Annotated in this window: 17 protein-coding genes; 4 read left to right on the forward strand and 13 right to left on the reverse strand. The window is 71.4% G+C overall.

What is annotated here, in order from left to right:
* Nucleotides 1–24: 24 nt before the first annotated feature.
* From EDF31_RS03320 to EDF31_RS03330, 3 genes are read right to left on the reverse strand one after another with little or no spacing between them, the layout of a single operon-like run.
* Nucleotides 25–1,575 (reverse strand): FAD-binding protein, encoded by a 1,551-nt coding sequence (locus EDF31_RS03320; protein WP_131845149.1) that lies wholly within the window; start codon nucleotides 1,573–1,575, stop codon nucleotides 25–27.
* Nucleotides 1,572–1,808: a hypothetical protein gene (locus tag EDF31_RS03325; protein ID WP_131845150.1), complete on the reverse strand. Its 237-nt coding sequence runs from the start codon at nucleotides 1,806–1,808 to the stop codon at nucleotides 1,572–1,574. The genes EDF31_RS03320 and EDF31_RS03325 overlap by 4 nt, the downstream gene beginning before the upstream one ends.
* 59 nt (nucleotides 1,809–1,867) lie before the next feature.
* Entirely contained in the window at nucleotides 1,868–2,407 is a 540-nt protein-coding gene (locus tag EDF31_RS03330) for an acyl-CoA thioesterase (protein WP_131845151.1), read from the reverse strand.
* 128 nt (nucleotides 2,408–2,535) lie between these two features.
* On the opposite strand from EDF31_RS03330, the gene EDF31_RS03335 reads away from it, so the two are divergent.
* Together EDF31_RS03335 and EDF31_RS03340 are read left to right on the forward strand one after the other, a co-directional pair.
* On the forward strand, nucleotides 2,536–3,522 hold the full coding sequence (locus EDF31_RS03335) for an aldo/keto reductase (RefSeq protein WP_131845152.1): 987 nt from the start codon (nucleotides 2,536–2,538) through the stop codon (nucleotides 3,520–3,522).
* Nucleotides 3,523–3,699: 177 nt separating this feature from the next.
* Nucleotides 3,700–5,106 (forward strand): nucleobase:cation symporter-2 family protein, encoded by a 1,407-nt coding sequence (locus EDF31_RS03340; RefSeq protein WP_243649821.1) that lies wholly within the window; start codon nucleotides 3,700–3,702, stop codon nucleotides 5,104–5,106.
* A gap of 66 nt (nucleotides 5,107–5,172) precedes the next feature.
* Here the strand turns inward: EDF31_RS03340 and EDF31_RS03345 are convergent, their stop codons facing one another.
* From EDF31_RS03345 to EDF31_RS03380, 8 genes are all read right to left on the reverse strand, one after another.
* Nucleotides 5,173–6,162 carry a Fic family protein gene (locus tag EDF31_RS03345; protein ID WP_131845153.1) on the reverse strand — a complete coding sequence of 330 codons (990 nt, stop codon included), beginning with the start codon at nucleotides 6,160–6,162 and terminating at the stop codon, nucleotides 5,173–5,175.
* Nucleotides 6,163–6,303: 141 nt separating this feature from the next.
* A complete protein-coding gene (gene pucL / locus EDF31_RS03350; protein ID WP_131845154.1) occupies nucleotides 6,304–7,221 on the reverse strand; it encodes a factor-independent urate hydroxylase in 918 nt (305 codons plus the stop codon).
* Between the two features lie 5 nt (nucleotides 7,222–7,226).
* Entirely contained in the window at nucleotides 7,227–8,024 is a 798-nt protein-coding gene (gene uraD, locus EDF31_RS20530; RefSeq protein WP_131845155.1) for a 2-oxo-4-hydroxy-4-carboxy-5-ureidoimidazoline decarboxylase, read from the reverse strand.
* Nucleotides 8,025–8,208: 184 nt separating this feature from the next.
* Complete coding sequence (locus EDF31_RS03360) at nucleotides 8,209–8,691, reverse strand: FBP domain-containing protein (protein WP_131845156.1); 483 nt, start codon at nucleotides 8,689–8,691, stop codon at nucleotides 8,209–8,211.
* A gap of 182 nt (nucleotides 8,692–8,873) precedes the next feature.
* Nucleotides 8,874–9,656 (reverse strand): class I SAM-dependent methyltransferase, encoded by a 783-nt coding sequence (locus EDF31_RS03365; protein WP_131845157.1) that lies wholly within the window; start codon nucleotides 9,654–9,656, stop codon nucleotides 8,874–8,876.
* Nucleotides 9,657–9,696: 40 nt separating this feature from the next.
* Nucleotides 9,697–10,608, reverse strand: a complete 912-nt coding sequence (locus tag EDF31_RS03370) for a helix-turn-helix transcriptional regulator (protein ID WP_123293003.1) — start codon at nucleotides 10,606–10,608, stop codon at nucleotides 9,697–9,699.
* Between the two features lie 114 nt (nucleotides 10,609–10,722).
* A complete protein-coding gene (locus EDF31_RS03375; RefSeq protein ID WP_131845158.1) occupies nucleotides 10,723–11,982 on the reverse strand; it encodes a hemolysin family protein in 1,260 nt (419 codons plus the stop codon).
* A 152-nt stretch (nucleotides 11,983–12,134) separates the two neighbouring features.
* Nucleotides 12,135–13,124 (reverse strand): M23 family metallopeptidase, encoded by a 990-nt coding sequence (locus EDF31_RS03380; protein WP_131845159.1) that lies wholly within the window; start codon nucleotides 13,122–13,124, stop codon nucleotides 12,135–12,137.
* Between the two features lie 161 nt (nucleotides 13,125–13,285).
* Between EDF31_RS03380 and EDF31_RS03385 the strand changes: the two genes are divergently transcribed.
* The gene (locus tag EDF31_RS03385; RefSeq protein ID WP_111083592.1) at nucleotides 13,286–13,780 is read left to right on the forward strand and encodes a hypothetical protein; all 495 of its coding nucleotides are present in this window, start codon (nucleotides 13,286–13,288) and stop codon (nucleotides 13,778–13,780) included.
* Nucleotides 13,781–13,795: 15 nt separating this feature from the next.
* On the opposite strand, the gene EDF31_RS03390 is transcribed toward EDF31_RS03385, so the two are convergent.
* Both EDF31_RS03390 and EDF31_RS03395 read right to left on the reverse strand, forming a co-directional pair.
* Complete coding sequence (locus EDF31_RS03390) at nucleotides 13,796–15,487, reverse strand: cation:proton antiporter (RefSeq protein ID WP_131845160.1); 1,692 nt, start codon at nucleotides 15,485–15,487, stop codon at nucleotides 13,796–13,798.
* A gap of 318 nt (nucleotides 15,488–15,805) precedes the next feature.
* Nucleotides 15,806–16,171 carry a hypothetical protein gene (locus EDF31_RS03395; RefSeq protein ID WP_131845161.1) on the reverse strand — a complete coding sequence of 122 codons (366 nt, stop codon included), beginning with the start codon at nucleotides 16,169–16,171 and terminating at the stop codon, nucleotides 15,806–15,808.
* A gap of 193 nt (nucleotides 16,172–16,364) precedes the next feature.
* Between EDF31_RS03395 and EDF31_RS03400 the strand changes: the two genes are divergently transcribed.
* The gene (locus EDF31_RS03400) at nucleotides 16,365–18,575 is read left to right on the forward strand and encodes an NADP-dependent isocitrate dehydrogenase (RefSeq protein ID WP_131845162.1); all 2,211 of its coding nucleotides are present in this window, start codon (nucleotides 16,365–16,367) and stop codon (nucleotides 18,573–18,575) included.
* The last annotated feature ends 134 nt before the right edge of the window (nucleotides 18,576–18,709 follow it).

An 18,709-nucleotide genomic window follows, 5' to 3' on the forward strand; every position in this document is an offset into this window, starting at 1 on the left:
GTCGGGCCGAGACTCGTGCGTGCGTCAGACCCAGTTCGGCTGGTCGAGCACGCCCGTCGGATCGGCCTGCTCGGCGATGCGGTGCAGGCGCGAGGTGTTGTCCCCGAAGTACGCCGACGGGTCCGTGATCGCCGCGTCGCAGTAGTTCGCGTACGCCGCGTCGCCCCACGCCGGCCGCATGGCTCGACGGAACCCCCGCACGTACGCGTCGAACGGTGCAGGGTCCGCGCCGTCGGCGAAGACCGCGGTGTACTGCACGGTCATGAGCGCGGACCGCCACGGGAACGCCGAGTCGGTCCGGCCGACGTCCGCCACGACCCCGCCGAGGGCATCGAGCGCGACCCCGCCCTCGAGGTTGCCGTCGACGTCGCCCGCCGCGGCCGCCCGGGCGACGAGCACGTCGATCTGTGCGTCGGTGAGCTTCGCCGATCCGATCGACGACGTCGCTGCCTCGGACACCCGCTGCGGCTTCCCCGCCAGCGCGGACATCGCGGCGCCGTAGGTGAGCACCTGCCCGGTGTGGGCGAGGGGCTTCGCGCCGGCGGCGGCGATGAAACCGTCGACGGAGGTGTCGGCGCCGGTCTTCGATCCGGTCCACACGCCGGTCACGGTGACCGTCGGCGCGGTGTGCCGACTGCCGTTCAGCAGCTTGAGCGTCGACCACAGCTTCGGGTCGGCGGTGGGCGCCCAGTCCTGCCAGGCGCGCACCACGGCAGCGGCGGCCGACCACGCGAACGTGATGCTGAAGAGGAGGACGGGAGGCGCGGCCTGCGTCCTGTACGTCAGTGCGGTCACGACGCCGACGGTTCCACCGCCCCCACCGCGGCAGGCCCAGAACAGGTCCGGTTCGCTGGACGTCGAGACCTCGTGCACGGCGCCGTCCGGAGTGACGAGCGTGACGCCGGTGAGCTGGTCGCAGGTCAGCCCGAACGAGCGGACGAGCACGCCGACCCCGCCGCCGAGGGTGAGCCCGCCGATGCCGACGGTCGGACAGGAGCCGGCGCCGATCGCCCGTCCGGCCTTCGCCAGCGCGGCGTAGACGTCCCCGAGCTGCGCACCCGGGCCGATCGTGACGGTGTCGTCGTCGTGCAGTTCGATGCCGTCGAGGTCCTGCGTGCTGATCACGAGCGACCGCGGGACGTCGGTCCCGGGTGCGCCGCCGGCCGACCAGCCCGTGTACGAGTGCCCGCCCGCTCGCAGTGCGACGGGGGTGCGGGTGTTCCGCGCGAACGCGAGACCGGCCTGCACGTCGGCCACGCCGGCGGCGCGCAGGATGCCCTGCGGGTCGGCGTCGTCGTACCGCGGGTTCTCGAGCACGCGGGCGCTGTCCCAGCCGTTCGACCCGGACCGGAGCACCGTGCCGGAGACGGCGGCGGCGAGGGCGTCCCACGAGTCGGGGCCGCCGGGCGTCGGCGTGCTCGAAGGCGTCCTCGTCGGCTGTGCGGGGCCGCTGGAGGTCGGCCGCGGCGAACTCGACGGAGCGGGGCTCGGCCGGCTGCACGCTGCCAGGACCCCGGCGAGCCCGAGTCCGACGCCCCCCGCGAGCAGAGTGCGCCGAGTCGACGTGCGGCTCACGAGCCGGCGAGTCCCCCGCTGGCACCGGTGATGCCTGGGTGTGCGGACTTCGCGAGGCCCTCGGTCATCGAGTGCGCTGCCTCGGCGTCGGCGAGGGAGCGGGCGCCGAGGGTCGGGTCGACGGGTTCGAGGTGGGCGAGGCGCTTCGCACGACGGCGGTTCTGCACCTCGAGCGCGGTGAGCAGCGCGGCGATGGCCACGACCACTCCGATGACGATCCACATGACGACCATGACGTTCCCCTTCCGTCCCGGGGCGTCCACCCCGTCCCCCGAGCGTACCGCCGCCGTGTCTACGCCGCGCTGCTGATCCGGACGGCACCCGCCCACCCGTGCACCCACGCGGGCAGTTCGCGGTCAGCCGGTGCTCCGCCGACGGCGTCGAGCAGGTCCGTCATCGGGACGGTCCCGCCGGAGCGTCGCAGGAACCGCGCCTGCACGACGGCACGGGCGACGACGGCCCCGCGACGGACGAACGTCTGCTCCAGGTACACGGCCCGGTCGTCGACGCCGAGCACCCGGGTCACGAGCTCGAACCGCTGCCCGAGCGTCAGGGACCGCTTGTACGTGATGGTCTGCGCCGAGACGACCGGGTACCAGCCGCGCTCCGCGATCGCGCCCCAGAACCCCGACCGCAGCATCAGGTCGAGCCGCCCGAGGTCGAGCATCGACAGGTACTTCCCGTTGTTGACTTGCCGCAGCGGGTCCAGGTCGGTCAGGGTCACGCGGAACGGTGTGCGTGCCTCGTCCCAGAGCGACGGCCGCCGTCCACCCGTCGTCGGGCGGAGCCGGACACGCAGGCGCAACAGGAACAGCCGGAAGTACAGGTTCACGCCCCGATCACACCAGAAGGCCGCGCTGCCCCGCGTGGACCTTGGAGGATCCACACGAACGGTGCCCGTGTCTGACCGGCACGGGCAGTGCCTTCCTCCGAGCGGTGCACCCGGAGTAGACCTGCACCATGCAGACACGCAAGCTCGCAGACCTCGAGGTCGGACCGATCGGCCTCGGCACCATGGGCATGAGCGCCTTCTACACGGGCGCCGGCACCGACGACGCGGAGTCGATCCGCACGATCCACCGCGCGATCGACCTCGGCGTCACCCTGTTCGACACGGCCGAGGCGTACGGCCCCTACACGAACGAGGACCTGCTCCGCCGGGCCCTCGCCGACCGCCGCGACGACGTCGTGATCGCGACGAAGTTCGGTCTCATCACCCACACCGCCGGTGAGGAGACTCCCGCCACCGGCCGCGGCATCAGCTCCGCACCGGAGTCCGTGCGCGAGGCCCTCGAGGGGTCCCTGCGGCGCCTCGGCACCGACCACATCGACCTGTACTACCAGCACCGCGTCGACCCGGCCGTCCCGATCGAGGACGTCATCGGCCAGCTCGCCGGCTTCGTGCAGGAGGGCAAGATCCGGCACATCGGCCTGTCCGAGGCCGGACCCGAGACGATCCGGAAGGCCCACGCGGTCCACCCGATCACCGCCCTGCAGAGCGAGTACTCGCTGTGGACGCGGGACCCCGAGGGCGACGTGCTCGACACCCTGCGCGAGCTCGGCATCGGCTTGGTGCCGTACTCGCCGCTCGGCCGCGGGTTCCTGACCGGTGCGATCACGAAGCCGTCCGACCTGGACTCCGACGACTTCCGCCTGGCGAACCCGCGCTTCCAAGAGGAAGCGTTCGCGCAGAACATGCGCATCGTCGACGCCGTCAAGGAGATCGCCGCCGAGGCCGACGCGACCCCGGCCCAGGTCTCCCTCGCCTGGCTGCTCGCCCAGGGCGACGACGTCGTGCCGATCCCGGGCACGAAGCGCGTGTCGCGCCTCGAGGAGAACGTCGGTGCCGCCGACCTGACCCTCACCGCGGACCAGGTCGCGCGCCTGTCGGCGCTCCCGGTCCCGACCGGCGACCGTTACCCCGACATGTCGACCATCGGTCGCTGACGCAACCGGATGACGGCCGGGAGGCCCGTGGCGGATCCGCCACGGGCCTCCCGGCCGTCTCTGCGTGCGTTTCGGGCGCTGGTCCGGTGACCGACGCGACCCACGCCCGTCATCCCGGGGAAACACGGGGTGCATAGCGTCCGGAGCACAGGGAAACCACCGCTCGAAGGGGACGCCATGACGACCACGAAGACACCGCGCGCGACACCGACCGAGGACGGCGTCGACTCCGTCCCACCGCTCGCCAGGCTCCTGCCGCTCGGCCTGCAGCACGTGCTCGCGATGTACGCGGGCGCGATCGCCGTCCCGCTCATCGTCGGCGGGGCCCTCGGCTTCGACAGCGCCGACCTGGCCTTCCTCATCAGTGCAGACCTGTTCGTCGCGGGCCTCGCCACGATCGTGCAGTCCGTCGGCTTCTGGCGGTTCGGGGTCCGGCTGCCGCTCGTGCAGGGCGTCACGTTCGCCGCCGTCGGCCCGATGATCGCGATCGGCACCGAGCACGGCATCACCGCCGTCTACGGGGCGACGATCGCCTGCGGCGTCTTCATGGTGGTCGTCGCACCGTGGTTCGCGCAGCTCGTCCGCTTGTTCCCACCGATCGTCACCGGCACGGTCATCCTGATCATCGGTCTGTCGCTCATGAGCGTCGCCGCGGGCTGGGTCACCGACGGCGGCAAGGACGGTGCTGCCGACCCGCTCGACGTCGCGTTCGCCGCCGGGGTCCTGCTCGCGATCGTCCTGGTCGAACGGTTCGCCCCGCGCGGTCTCGCCCGGGTCTCGGTGCTGTTCGGACTGCTGCTCGGCACGGTCGTGGCGCTGTTCGTCCCCGGCATGGTCGACGGGTCCGGTATCGGCGACGCGGGCTGGTTCGCCTTCGTCACGCCGTTCCACTTCGGGCTGCCGACGTTCGACCTCGCCTCGATCGTGTCGATGCTCGTCGTCGGGCTCGTGATCATGACCGAGACCACCGGCGACATGATCGCGGTCGGCGAGGTCACCGGGCGTCCCGTGTCGAAGTGCACGCTCGCCGACGGCCTGCGCGCGGACGGACTCGGTACCGTCGTCGGCGGGGTGTTCAACACGTTCCCGTACACGGCGTTCGCGCAGAACGTCGGGCTCGTCGCACTGACCGGCGTGCGCTCCCGGTACGTGGCGACGGCGGCCGGCGGCATCCTCGTGGTGCTCGGCCTGGTGCCGAAGGTGGCCGCGGTGGTCGAGGCGATCCCGCACGCGGTGCTCGGCGGTGCCGGTGTCGCGCTGTTCGGCATGGTCGCGGCGTCGGGCATCAGGACGCTGTCGAAGGTGCGGTTCGACAACCGGAACGTCCTCGTGGTGGCGCTGCCGCTCGGCATCGCGCTGCTGCCGACCGTCGCCCCGGAGATCTACGGGCAGTTCCCGACGTGGTTCACGCTGGTGTTCGACTCGGGGATCTCGGCCGGCGCCGTCGCGGCGATCCTGCTCAACCTGCTGCTCGGGTCCCGCTCGGTCGCCGAGCGGTACGGCGAGGACCCGGCGGTCGGTTCGTACGACGGGGTGCGGTCGACGGCGCCGATCGCGCTGCCGCGCGAGGAGCCCTCGGCCTAGACGAAGGCGGGCAGGTGCTCCCACGCGCGGGGCGGGTGCACCACCTCCGAGGCGATCGCCTCGAGGTCAGGACGTCGTGTCCTTCGGCTTCCGCTTGAACCGCGACTCCTTGTACGCATCGACCGCGGCGCGACTTGATCGCCATTGCCCATCAGTTCCCCGGATGGCCTCGAGTCGCCCACGAGCCGCCGCTGCCTTGAGCGCGACGAGGGAGAAGTCGTCATCGACCAACGCGGGGAGCGGAACGTACTTCGCTGGGCCAGCGATGTTCGGGATGAGGGTGTGCAGGTTGTCGATGACGGACCGGCTCAGGAGCTCTGCCAGTGGACCGAAGTCCTCGTTGTCTGCGCGGTCCAGCGCTTTGAGGTACTTCTTCCGCTGATCCTTGAACACGATTGCCGGTGGCCAGCCGAGTCGAACCAGGATGAGGTTCAGGCAGAGGCGGCCGGTACGGCCGTTCCCGTCGATGAACGGGTGGATGTGCTCGAAGTTCCGGTGCATCTGCGCGAGCCATTCGGGGACCTCGGCCAAGAGGATCGACCCATCTGCCACCCCGACCCCGAAGTCGTTGGCGCGGTCGACCCAGTTCGTCAGTTCCGCATGCACGAGCGGGAACGACGGCGGTGTCATCCCGTGCGCGAACGGCGCGATCTCGTGTTCACGGAAGCTCCCAGGACCCTCACTGTCGCGGGCGTCCGGATGTGGTGTCACGTCCCAGGCGCCGCTGAGCGCGACCTTGTGGATCTGGCGAACCTCCTGCAGCGTGATGAGCTGATCGCCTGCCGCTGGCTGGAGAGCTTGCTCGTAGACCCATTTCGCGGCCTCGCCGTACCCGAGGACTTCAAGGTAGTCCTTGAGCTCTTTCGCGCCCACGGCGCGCCCCTGCTCGAGCAGCTGTTCCACCTCGCGCAAGACGAGCGTGTTGCCCTCGATCGCGGTTGAGTGGTGTGCCTCGAGATGCCAGAGGCTGTCCCAGAGCCCCTTCGCTTCGTACGGTTTCGGGAGGCCGCCGTAGTTCGCGAGCTCGTCGATTGCCGCTTCGAATCGTTGGTACACGGCTTGGCGGGCTGGCCGACCTCGCTTCGGAGCAGAAGCTGAGATTTCGTAATTTGTCACGGCTCACCCTCGCTAACGAAACAGAACAAGATCGATCCTGTCACGGCGCGGCCGCTGGGCGAAACACATCAAATATCGCGGTCAGACGAAGGCGGGCAGGTGCTCCCACGCGCGGGGCGCCTCGGCCACGCCGTCGCGGACGACCGTCCCCTCGATCAGCCCGTAGGGACGGTCAGCCGCGATGAACACCTCGTTCTCGTTCGTCAGGTCGAACGGCGACAGGTCCACGACGAAGTGGTGCTTGTTCGGCATCGCGAACCGCACCTCGGCGAGTTCGGGCCGCAGTTCGATCGCCGCCCGCCCCATCTCCCACAGCGTCTGCTGCAGGGCGAGCGAGTGCACCGTGGCGAACTGCTCGAGCATCACGGCGACGACTTCCTCGTACAGGTGGTCGTAGTCGATCCCGGCCTCGACGGCGGACGGCAGGTTCCGCCACCGCGCCGTGACCTCGGTCGCCATGATCCGGTCCGTCGTCTCCGGCAGGGTCGTGAACCGCGACCGCGGGAACCCGTGGAACTCGGACCCGGTCGACTTCAGGACGACCAGGTCCTTGACGCCGCCGGTGACGTGGCGCTCGCCGCCCTCGACGTGCACCGTCGCCAGACGGGTCCCGGTGCCGGTGCGGCGGAACGAGTGGTCGTGCGGCTGTCCGTCGACCGTGATGCGTTCCCACGGGTGCACCTCCGCCTGCCAGAGCCCGCCCTCGACCCAGTCGAACTCGCTGGTGAACTGGTCGGCGAGCAGGGCGAGGAAGTCCTCCGGAGCTCCGACGCCGTGCTCCTTCGCCAGGGCGAACACGGTGTTCTTCTGGGTGTCCGTCGCGACGATCCGGGAGTTGTCGCCGCTGGTGAACGACCCGGCGAACGCCTCGCCGATGAGCTGCGACGTCACGGTCAGGTCGGCGATCTCGTGCCGGTCGCCGTGCCGGGTCACGCGGACCAGGCGGTTCTCGGCCTTGCCGTACTTGTTCGGTCCCAGGTGGACGGTGGTCTCCGACATGGCGGTCAACTCCCTCGGTAGGTGCTGTAGGCGAAGGGGCTCAGCAGCAGCGGGACGTGCAGGTGCTCGGTTCCCGTGACGCGGAACGCCACGGTCACGAACGGGTGGAAGGTCGGCACCCCGGCGGCGGCGAAGTACGGGCCGGTGTCGAAGCGCAGCACGTGGTCGGTGCGCGCGAGCACGTCGGGGCCGAGTGCCGCACGGCCGTCGGTATCGGTCGAGCCGGTCGCGACGACGTCACCGTCCACGGTGCTGAGCGTCAGGCCGACGCCGACCGCCGGGGTGCCGGTGGTGGCGTCGAGCACGTGCGTGGTCAGGTGCGGCACGGCGAAGGTCGCACGGATGCGGTGCAGGGCGATGTCGGCCAGGGCAGCGGCGGCCTCACGCGTCTCGACCGCCGGGTCGCCCGCGAGGCGCCGGTCGAGCTCGGCCAGCAGCTCCTCGGGCGTCCGTCCGGCGGCCCGCACCAGGAACACGCGGCCGAACCGCTGTTCGTACGCGACGTTGCCGTCGGCGATCCGGCCGGCCACCTCGTCGCCGGCGGTGCGCATCGACGACTGTTCACGAGCCGATGAGGCATCGGTCGTCCGCTCACCGATCCGCGGGTGCTGCGCGAGGGCGTGGTCGAGCTCCGGCGCACCCCACGACGCCGACTCGGCACGTGCCCGGTCGAGCAGCGCCGACACGGTGCCGAACGGGCGCGCGGCCACCAGGGCGTCGACCCACGCGGGCACGTCGGCCCATCCCCGGATCACCGCGGCAGCGTCGGGGGCGGTCGCGTCGTCGAGGTCGCCGAGGTGCATGTGCCGAGGCTACGGAACGACCGTTTCACCCGCGTTACCGGGCGGTTTCCCCCGCAACGCGACCCGCGGCCCTGAAACGGTCGCCTGTGTCGGACGGGAGGCCCGTGGCGGCCCGCACCGCGCCTCCCGTCCGCCGTCCGTCGCGTTGCGGACGCGAGACGCCAGTGGCTCAGACCTCGGCGTCTCAGACGTCGGTGGCGAAGGACGCGGCGCGCAGCTGCAGGTCCTCGATGCGCCGCAGGCGCGCGGCCTCGACGTCGTAGCCCTCGTAGGCGGGCGGCGGCAGCCTCCGGACGTTCCGCGAGCACTGGAAGTCCTGGCAGACGAGCGTGCCGACGGTGTCGCCGTTCCGCCCCGCCTTGCCGGACCGCTTCGCGCTGTAGAACACGACGTCGTTCGGCAGCTTGACGTCCTGGCACCACGAGCACTGGGCGCGCGAGCGCGACGAGGCCTCGGCCTGCCGGAACACGATGCCGACGAGCGTTCCCTCGAGCGTCGGCACGACGGCGTACGCACGCCGACCGATCTTCGGGTCGCGCCAGCCCAGGAAGTCGAGCGCGTCCCAGTCGATCGTCTCGAAGTCGGCGGGCAGCGTGATGTCGGTCGTCTCCTTGCGGGAGGCGTTGACGAAGGACGTGCGGAGGGTCTTCTCCGTGATGGGGAGCATGGTGCATCGCTTTCGAGCGGGCCCGGGGCGTGCGGACGCACACCGCACCGGGCGGAAGGAGGTCAGGGTTCGACGAGGGCGGCCGTGCCTGCGGGCACGACCGGGGGCCTCACGCCCTGATGCCGGCGCTACGGGCGCCGACCACCTCCTGGAAGCTCACGCGCCCAGCCTACGTCGACGTGTCAAGCGGTGGGGACGGCCGTCACCAGGACGAGGGCGCCCTCGTAGGTCGGCCGGATCCGCAGCGCCCCGTGCCGCCGGTCCCACTCGCCGGAGTCGAGCGCGGTACGGAGGGCGGCCACCGATCGCCGTGCGGTGAGCTCGTCGACGAAGCTCCACGCCGAGTTCGCCTTCCGGGCGCCCGGGTCGAGCAGGCGCTCCGGCCGGGCGTAGTACGCCTCGGAGAAGCCGTCGACGCACGTGAACGGGATCGGCAGCGGGGTGTTCGTGACGGTGTCGTCGCCCAGTGCGGCGGCGAGGCGGTCGAGCGCGGGGTAGCGCCGGGCCTCGGTCGCCATCACCTCTGGTGCGTACTCGGCGAGCCAGAAGTCCTCGACGCGGGCCGGGTCGCACGTCAGGATCACGATCGGACCCCGGGTCACCCGGCGCAGCTCGGCCAGCCCGCGCTCGAGGTCGCCCCACTGGTGCACCGAGAACGTCGTCATCGCGGCGTCGAACGTGTCGTCGTCGAAGGGCAGGTCCTCGGCGGTGGCGTCGATCGCCGTCGACAGGGTGTCCGGTCGTTGGGCGCGCATCGACGCCGAGGGTTCGACCGCGGTGACCTGTCGGTCGGTCGGCTCGTAGGACCCGGCACCGGCACCCACGTTGAGGACGGTGCGGGCGTCGCCGAGGGCCTTCGCGATCGCCCGGGCGAACGTCGGTTCGGGGCGCCGGTACTGCCGGTAGTCCTGCCCGATGCGGGCGTAGTCGGCGTCCCCCGCTGATCCGTCCGTCGTCCTGGTCACGTCCCCAGCCTACGAACCGTGCGCCGGGCCGACCAGCGGTTCAGTCGACCGACTCGGACTCGGACTCCGCCGCGCGCAGGGCCGCGTACTGCTCGGCCCGTTCCGTCGCGGCCCAGGTGCCGAGCAGGGCCAGCGACCGCTCGGACTCGCTGCCCGGCTCCGCCGAGTACGTGAACAACGTCAGGCCGGGGTCGGCGACCAGGTCGAGCGCCTCGTACGACAACCGGAGCTCGCCGACGATCGGGTGGTCGATGCGCTTCCCGCCGGCGCGCTGCAGCCGGACGTCGTGCGCGGCCCACCAGCCGCGGAACTCCTCGCTGCGCGTGGACAGCTCCCCGACGAGCGTGATGAGACCGGGCTCGCACGGGTTCGACACTGCGGCCGCGCGGAGCACGGCGACGGCGTCCTTCGCGGTCTGCGCCCAGTCCGGGAAGAAGTCACGGGCAGCTGGGTCGAGGAACGTGAAGCGCGCGGTGTTCACGGGGCGCCCCGGGCCGGCGAACATCGGCGAGTACAGCGCGCGACCGAGCTCGTTCGTCGCGACGACGTCACCGCGTTCGTTCCGCACCCAGGCAGGCGCGCCGGTGATGGCGTCGAGCAGGCGCTGGACGCCGGGGCGGACCCGGGTGGGGACGGTGCGGTGCATCGTCTTGACGCCGGAGTTCGCCAGTCGGGTGAGGTCCCACAGGTGGACGCGCTCGTCCTCGTCGAGCTGGAGGGCGCTCGCGAGGCCCTCGAGCACGCTGTCCGAGACGCCCTTGAGCGATCCACGCTCGAGCCGCGTGTAGTAGTCGACGCTCACGCCGGCGAGCATCGCGACCTCGTGCCGCCGCAGCCCGGGGACGCGTCGGACCCCGCCGCCGAACGACGGCATGCCGACCTGCTCCGGGGTGAGCCGCGCTCGCCGGGAGGACAGGAAGTCGCGGATCTCGTTGCGCACGTCGATACCCATGGGGAGAGCGTACGTGGCTGCGCTGTCCGTCCGGCAGGCACTGGCGGTACCCGCCGGGCGGACGGGAGGCCCGTGGCGGCGCCGCCACGGGCCTCCAGGTCAGCTGCGCGGAGTTCAGAGCGTTATGTCGGCCGTGATCCGGACGCGCGCCACGCGGTGACCGTCCATGGCGGTCACCTCGAGGCGGTGTCCGCCGGCGGCGACGACGTCGCCGACCTCCGGTACGCGGTCCAGGTGGACCTGGACGAGGCCGCCGACGGTCTCGTAGTCACCGTCGGGCAGCGCCGGACCGCCGTCGGCGACGAGGTCCTCGAGCACCGTGGACCCGTCCACGCCGTCGTGCTCGGCCGTGGGTTCGTCGTACTCGTCGCGGATACGGCCGACGAGGTCCTCGAGCAGCGCCTCGAGCGTGACCATGCCCGCGCTGCCGCCGTACTCGTCCACCACCAGGGCGATCTGGTGCCCGTCGGTCCGCATGTCCGCGATCGCGCTCGACAGCGACTTCGTCTCCGGCAGTGCCAGCACCGGGCGTACCAGGGTCGACACCGGTGCGGTCGGGTCGCTCGGCCGGAGCAGGTCGCGGAGGTGCACGAAGCCGTCGACCTCGTCGCGTCCGCCGGAGGTCACGAGGTACCGGGTGTGCCCGACCTCGATCGCGTGGTCGGTGGCCTCGGCGATGGTCAGTGCGGCGTCGATCGTGGACACGTCGTACCAGGGGCGCATCGACTCGCGCAGGATCCGGTCACCGGCGTCCAGCGCGCTCCGGGCGATCCGGCGGCCCTGCTCGTCGACGCCGGTGTGCTCGTCGACGAGGCCGCGGAGCTCCTCGGTGCTCATCGACTCGCTGCGGGCGTTCGGGTCGCCACCGAGTGCGCGGACGACCAGGTTCGTCGAGGCCGACAGCACCCAGATCACCGGGCGCATCAGGGTCGCGAAGCGGTCGAGGGTCGGTGCGACGAGCATCGAGAAGCCCTCGGCCCGTTGCAGGGCGAGTCGCTTCGGCACGAGCTCGCCGAACACGAGCGACAGGTAGGCGATGACGAGGGTCATCAGCACGAGAGCCACCGTCTCGGCAGCTCCCTGGCCGAGTCCGAGCCCGGTGAACACGGGCGCGACGTCGGGCGCGATCGACGAGGCGCCGTACGCGGCGGAGAAGAACCCGGCGACGGTCACACCGATCTGCACGGCCGCGAGGAACCGGTTCGGGTCACGCCCGAGTTCGGCGACCCGCAGGCCACGGGAGCCCCGGCGTTCGAGTTGCTGCAGCTGCGACTCACGGAGCGAGACGAGTGCGATCTCGGCGGCGGCGAAGACCCCGCCGACGAGCACGAAGAGGATGACGAGCCCGAAGGCGATCCAGGTGTCGGCGCCCATCAGCGGGCAGCTTCCTCGGATCGACGACGGGCGGGCGGTCTGTGGTGATCGTCCATGCCTGTGAGTCTGCACAGGGCAGCTGGGACGTCACCCCACCAGCGCTCGACGTCTGCTGTGCGTCCGGGTGCGTGCGGGGTGGGTGGTGTCGGGGGCTACGTCGTCAGCGAGCGGCCGATGCGGGCTTCGAGCCACGCCTCGGGGTCGATCGGGGTCACGCCGTCCATCAGGACCTCGAGGTGCAGGTGCGCACCGGTCGAGACGCCGGAGGAACCCACGAGTCCGATGAACTCGCCGGCCTCGACCTGGTCGCCGACCTTGAGCGGCGACGACCCCGGGATCATGTGCCCGTAGAGCGTCGACACCTGGCGGCCGTCGATCTCGTGGTCGATGATCACGGCGTTGCCGTACGAGAAGTACGTGCCCGAGATCCGGACGGTGCCCGCGGCGACGGCACCGATGGCCGTGCCCATGCCGGGCGTGAAGTCGAGGCCCTGGTGCAGCGAGGAGCACGCGCCGCACGGTGCCGAGCGGTAGCCGAAGCCCGAGCTCATCTGCACCGGGCCGGGGAACGGGGAGCGGACCGCGCCGCCGTACGAGACGGCCTCGCCCGCGATGCCACTCGTGTCGGCCGTGCCGCCGCTGGTGACGATCCGGCGCGTCGTACCGCCGCCGACGGTGAACCCGTCGCGGTCGAGTCCGGTCGCGGTGACCGCCTGGGTGACCGCGTAGTCCTGGGTGCGCACGATCGGCGCGATGGTCGAGGTCGCCATCGAGGTGCCGGCGCTGGCGTGGGCGGGCATCGCCGAGGCGGCGAACATCGCGATCGCAGCGGCCGCGCTGGTCAGGGTGATCCGTCCGGCACGACCGGACCGGGAGGCCCGTGGGGCCTTCGGGACGCTCGTCACGGTGGCAGCGGGGCGGCGGACCACGCGCGTGATGCGGGTGTCGACGTGCTCGGTCGTCGCGCGGGCTGCGGTGGCGCGGCGGCCGACGGGCTTCGCGACCTTGGCGGGCTTCTCCGGCTTGTCCGCTCGGCGCTGGGGCTTCCGGGCTGCGGCGCGCTCGGCCTCGAGGGCAGCGCGACGGGACAGGTGCACCACCGGGGTCTCCGGGTGCTGGTCGAGTTCGGGTGCAGTCGTCATGGCCGCTCACCATTCTGCACGACTCTGTCGCTTTGTACAGGCCCCACCGTGATCTTTTCGTTACCGCGAGGCTGGGAGGCACCTGATCACCGCGGGCCCCGACGTCCCCCGACCGTCCGACATCGGTAGCGTCGTGGGAAAGCGACGGAAGGACCCGCACCATGGCCCGATCGCCGCGAGAGCGGCCCGCGCAGGTCGACCTCGGCACCGCCGACGTCGTGCTCGCCGGCACTCAGGAACTCCTGCCCGTGCTCCGCGCCGCCGCGGTGCGCGCGGGCATCGACGCCGCACGCATGCGGGTCATCGGGGTCGACGACCTGCCGGACCCCGAGGAGACCTGGGACGCCGAACTCGCGGTCATCGCGATCCGGCGCCCCGGTGACGACCCCGCGTTCCACCGTGCCCAGGCGGCCGCTGAGCTCATCGATCCGCTGCTCGTGCCGCACGCCGTCCGGATCGTGGTGACGGTCTCGGGACTGACACGGCTCGCGCCGAAGGTCGAGCGCACCCTGACGTCCGAGGTGCTCCACCAGATCGATGCCGCATCGGCGCCGTCGGGGTTCGAGCGGCCGTTCCGCAGCATGCGGATGCGGCTCGGCCTCGCAGCACTCCGGGCGGCCGGCGTCCGGGTGTTCCGCGTCTCGATCGGCACCTGACCGGCGGGACTGCCGTCAGCGGGCAGGTGCTCCACGGAGCACGAGGGCGATCTGCTCGGCGTCGAGGTTCTGCAGCATCGACTCGAGCACCTCGGCGTCGAAGGTGCCGTCGTCGCGGGCGTCGAGGATCGCGGCGCGTTGTGCCTCGAGCACGGCGAGCCGCCGGGCCTTCTCGCGGCCCATCCACGCGCGGAGCTCCGCCGGATCGGCTGCCTCCAGCTCCTCGCGCGTCCGGGGGCCGGCTTCGCGGGTACCGGGGACCTGCTCCGCCGCGGTCCGCATGAGTTCCAGCAACCGCCCGCGTTCCTCGGTGTCCTTCGCGGCGGTGTCCGGTGCCGGTGCGGCGATCCGACGGAGCAGCGGGCCGATCGTGCTGCCCTGTACGACGAGCGAGAGCAGGGCCACCGCGAACGCGACGAACACCAGGAGCGACCGTTCCGGAGTGTCCGTCGGCAGGGTCTGCGCCGCCGCGACGGTCACCGCGCCGCGCATGCCCGCCCAGACCACCGCCGTGCCCTCGCGCCAGCCCAGCGGTGCCGTCGTGTAGTACGCGATGTCCGCCAGGGTTCGCCGGACGCGTGTCGTGAACCGGTCGAGTTCGCGTTCCGACGGCGCCCGGTTGCCCGGTCGGTGCTCGCGGATCACCTCGCTCATCGCGTCGCGGTCGCCGGCGTGCATCTCGGCGAAGCGGTCCTGCATCCGCTCACCGCGCTTGGCGGCCGCCGACAGCGCGAACAGGAGCGGCACGACGTACGCGGTCCGGACGAGCACGGTCAGCACGAGGGCGCCGAGGGCGATGAGCAGCGCCGGACCGATGCCGGAGTGGTCCTCCTGCACGTCGCGGAGGATCGTCGCGAGTTCGAGCCCCATCGTCAGGAACACCGCGCCCTCGAGCACGAGCTCGATGGTCTGCCAGTTCTGCGCGTCGGACAGTCGGTGCCCCGGCGGGAGCTTGCGCGGTCCGACGATCCCGGTGAACAGCCCCGCGACGACAGCCGCGACGAGCCCTGACCCGCCGAAGTGCTCGGTCGGTACCGCGGCGACGAACGGCACCGCGAAGGACAGCGCCGTGTTCACCGCTGCGCTCGGCACCCGGGAGCGCACGAACACGTTCAGCCAGCCGACGAACCAGCCGATGACCACCGCGATGGCCACGGCGCCCGCGAAGTCGCCGAGCGCTCCCCAGAACGAGAACGACGCGGCAGCGGCCACGATGGCCGTCCGCAGGAGCACCAGCGCGGTGGCGTCGTTGAGCAGCGATTCACCGTCGAGGATCGAGATCGCCCGGCGCGACACCGAGGTCTGCTTGACGATCGACGTCGCGACGGCATCGGTGGGACTCACGATCGCACCGAGGGCGATCCCCCACCAGAAGCCGAGGCCCGGGACCACCCAGGCGAAGAACAGGCCGAGCACCAGGCTCGACGCGATGACGAGCAGGACGGACAGACCGCTGATGGCGCCGAACTCGCGCCGGAAGTTCATCGACGGCATCGACACCGCCGACGAGTACAACAGCGGCGGCAGGACCCCGGCGAGGATCCACTCCGGCTCGATCTCCGCGTCCGGGATGAACGGCAGCAGGCTCGCGATGATCCCGACGACGACGAGCACGAGCGGTGCCGCGACCCCGATGCGGGGCCCGAGCACGGCGGCACCCGCGATGGCGATGACGGCGATGACGCCGACCACGAGGAGTTCGGTCACCGGCCCAGCGTGGCACCACGGTGCGTGCGTCGTCATCCCGTGCGCGGTTGGCGGCGCGGTGCGGCGCAGTAGGCGCGCACGCGGCGGTCATCCTCGCACCGCGCGGCGGGGCCGGCACGGTGCGGTGGGGGCGACCGCCGGACGGACGGGAGGCTCGTGGCGGCGTGGCCGCGTGCTTCCTGTCCGCACGGTGCGTGCGTCGTCATCCCGTGCGCGGTTGGTGGCGCGGTGCGGCGCAGCAGGCGCGCACGCGGCGGTCATCCTCGCACCGAACAACGAAACCGGCACGGTGCGGTGCGGTGGGGGCCGTCCGGGCGATCAGGTCCCGTCGGTGTCCGGGCTGTGGAGGACGCCCGCCTGCACGGACGGGTGTGGAGGGGCGGTGTGGGCGACGACCGCGACGCTGCCGACGGCGAGCACGAGCGCCAGCGCCCCGGCGCTCACCGCTGTGCCGATGCGGCGGAGTCGGGAGCGTCCACCGTGGTCGCGCGGGGCGAACCGTGCCAGTCCCCGGCGCGGTTCCGGCCCGACGAGCCACGGTCCGGAACCGTCGACGTCGTACGAGAACGGCCCCGAGCCGTCCGGCGCGTACCGGTAGGGGCCACTGCCGTCCGAGGCGTAGGCGGAACGGAGGTCCTCCGCGGTCCACCCGAAGTCCTCCGGTGTCACACGTGTCGTCGCCATGATCGCCCTCCTGCGGCTCTGGAACTGCGGAAGACCAGTCCACCGAGCGTTCCTATGAGCCGACAGTGCGCCTCCAGGACGTCTGCCGAGTACCTGCCGGACGCAGGCCGGACCATGTATCTTGATGTCGAGACATCCCGCACCACGAGTAGCGTGGACGTACCGACGGTCGAACAAGGGAGTACCCGCCAGCATGGCCAAGATCATCTACACCCTCACGGACGAGGCGCCGTTCCTCGCCACCCACTCCTTCCTCCCGGTCATCCAGGCCTTCGCCGGCACCGCTGGTGTCGACGTCGAGACCCGCGACATCTCGCTCGCCGGCCGGATCATCGCCCAGTTCCCGGAGCGGCTCACCGACGAGCAGCGCGTGGACGATGCCCTGGCCGAGCTCGGCGAGCTCGCGAAGACCCCCGAGGCGAACATCATCAAGCTGCCGAACATCTCGGCGTCGATCCCGCAGCTCAAGGTCGCGATCAAGGAACTGCAGTCGCAGGGCTACGACCTGCCCGACTACCCGGACGAGCCCACGACGGACGAGCAGCGCGACGCCCGCGCCCGCTACGGCCGCGTCCAGGGCAGCGCCGTCAACCCCGTGCTGCGCGAGGGCAACTCCGACCGCCGCGCTCCCCTGTCCGTCAAGAACTACGCCCGGAAGCACCCGCACCGCATGGGTGCGTGGAGCGGCGACTCGAAGACGAACGTCGTCACGATGGGCGTCGACGACTTCCGCTCGAACGAGAAGTCCTGGATCGCCCCTGCCGACGACGTCCTGACGATCACGTTCGTCGCCGAGGGCGGCGAGACCCAGGTCCTCAAGCAGTCGATCCCGGTCGTGCAGGGCGAGGTCGTCGACGGCACCGTGCTGCACGTCGCCGCGCTCGAGGCATTCCTGCAGGACCAGATCCAGCGCGCCGCCGCCGAGGACATCCTGTTCTCCGTGCACCTCAAGGCGACGATGATGAAGGTCTCCGACCCGATCATCTTCGGCCACGTCATCAAGGCGTTCTTCCCGTCGGTGTTCGAGCGGTTCGGCGCCGACCTGGCCGCTGCCGGTCTCACCCCGAACGACGGTCTCGGCTCGATCCTCGCGGGGCTCGACGCCCTGCCGAACGGCGCGGAGATCAAGCAGGCCTTCACCGACGGCATCGCCGCGGGCCCCGAGCTCGCGATGGTCGACTCGGACAAGGGCATCACGAACCTGCACGTCCCGAGCGACGTCATCGTGGACGCCTCGATGCCCGCGATGATCCGCACCTCCGGCCACATGTGGGGCCCGGACGGCGACGAGCACGACACCCTCGCCGTGATCCCGGACTCGAGCTACGCCGGCATCTACCAGACCGTGATCGACGACTGCCGCGTCAACGGTGCCTTCGACCCGGCGACGATGGGCTCCGTGCCCAACGTCGGGCTCATGGCGCTGAAGGCCGAGGAGTACGGCTCGCACGACAAGACCTTCGAGGTCCCCGGCGCCGGCGCCGTCCGCGTGACGAACGCCGCAGGTGACGTCGTCATCGAGCACGACGTCGAGCCCGGTGACATCTGGCGCGCCTGCCAGACCAAGGACATCGCCATCCGCGACTGGGTCAAGCTCGCCGTCACCCGTGCCCGCGCCTCGGAGACCCCGGCCGTGTTCTGGCTCGACGAGACCCGGGCGCACGACGCGAACCTGATCGGTCTGGTCCGCCAGTACCTGGGCGAGCTCGACACCGACGGCCTGCAGATCGAGATCCTCTCGCCGGAGGACGCCATGCGTTTCTCGCTCGAGCGCATCCGCCGCGGCGAGGACACCATCTCCGTCACGGGCAACGTCCTGCGCGACTACCTGACCGACCTGTTCCCGATCATGGAGCTCGGCACCTCGGCGAAGATGCTCTCCGTCGTCCCGCTGCTCGGTGGCGGCGGCCTGTTCGAGACCGGTGCCGGCGGCTCCGCCCCGAAGCACGTCCAGCAGCTCGTGCAGCAGAACTACCTGCGCTGGGACAGCCTCGGCGAGTTCCTCGCCCTGGCGGTCAGCCTCGAGCACCTCGCCGGTGTGACGGGCAACGAGCGGGCGAAGATCCTCGGTGAGACGCTCGACCGTGCCACCGGGACCTTCCTCGAGCAGGACAAGTCCCCGGGCCGCAAGCTCGGCTCGATCGACAACCGCGGCAGCCACTTCTACCTGGCCAAGTACTGGGCCGAAGAGCTCGCGGCGCAGACGACGGACACCGAGCTCGCAGCGTCGTTCGCCGAGATCGCGGGCAAGCTCGACGCGCAGGAGCAGCAGATCGTCGAGGAGCTGAACGGCGTGCAGGGCCGCCCGGCCGACATCGGCGGCTACTACCGCCCGGACGACGCCAAGACGAGCGCGGTCATGCGCCCGTCCGCCACGTTGAACGCGACGCTCGCCGCGCTCTAGACGCACGCACCTGACGGACGGGAGGCCCGTGGCGGGCCCTGAACCGGTCCCGGTTTGTTGGACCGTGAAGTCAGATTAGGCCGCGAGGGCGTGAGCTCGGTATTGAACCGGGCTCATGCCCTCGAGTCGTGCCT

The organism is Curtobacterium sp. PhB142 (assembly GCF_004341255.1).
Taxonomy (GTDB): Bacteria; Actinomycetota; Actinomycetes; order Actinomycetales; family Microbacteriaceae; genus Curtobacterium.

Bases quoted from the DNA above. Each gene is read 5' to 3' on its own strand.
- EDF31_RS03385 (WP_111083592.1), top strand. From the start codon at position 13,286: ATGGCCCGATCGCCGCGAGAGCGGCCCGCGCAGGTCGACCTCGGCACC.
- EDF31_RS03375 (WP_131845158.1), bottom strand. From the start codon at position 11,982: ATGGGCGCCGACACCTGGATCGCCTTCGGGCTCGTCATCCTCTTCGTG.
- EDF31_RS03400 (WP_131845162.1), top strand. From the start codon at position 16,365: ATGGCCAAGATCATCTACACCCTCACGGACGAGGCGCCGTTCCTCGCC.
- EDF31_RS03395 (WP_131845161.1), bottom strand. From the start codon at position 16,171: ATGGCGACGACACGTGTGACACCGGAGGACTTCGGGTGGACCGCGGAG.
- EDF31_RS03335 (WP_131845152.1), top strand. From the start codon at position 2,536: ATGCAGACACGCAAGCTCGCAGACCTCGAGGTCGGACCGATCGGCCTC.
- pucL (WP_131845154.1), bottom strand. From the start codon at position 7,221: ATGTCGGAGACCACCGTCCACCTGGGACCGAACAAGTACGGCAAGGCC.
- EDF31_RS03370 (WP_123293003.1), bottom strand. From the start codon at position 10,608: ATGGGTATCGACGTGCGCAACGAGATCCGCGACTTCCTGTCCTCCCGG.
- uraD (WP_131845155.1), bottom strand. From the start codon at position 8,024: ATGCACCTCGGCGACCTCGACGACGCGACCGCCCCCGACGCTGCCGCG.
- EDF31_RS03325 (WP_131845150.1), bottom strand. From the start codon at position 1,808: ATGGTCGTCATGTGGATCGTCATCGGAGTGGTCGTGGCCATCGCCGCG.
- EDF31_RS03380 (WP_131845159.1), bottom strand. From the start codon at position 13,124: ATGACGACTGCACCCGAACTCGACCAGCACCCGGAGACCCCGGTGGTG.
- EDF31_RS03340 (WP_243649821.1), top strand. From the start codon at position 3,700: ATGACGACCACGAAGACACCGCGCGCGACACCGACCGAGGACGGCGTC.
- EDF31_RS03360 (WP_131845156.1), bottom strand. From the start codon at position 8,691: ATGCTCCCCATCACGGAGAAGACCCTCCGCACGTCCTTCGTCAACGCC.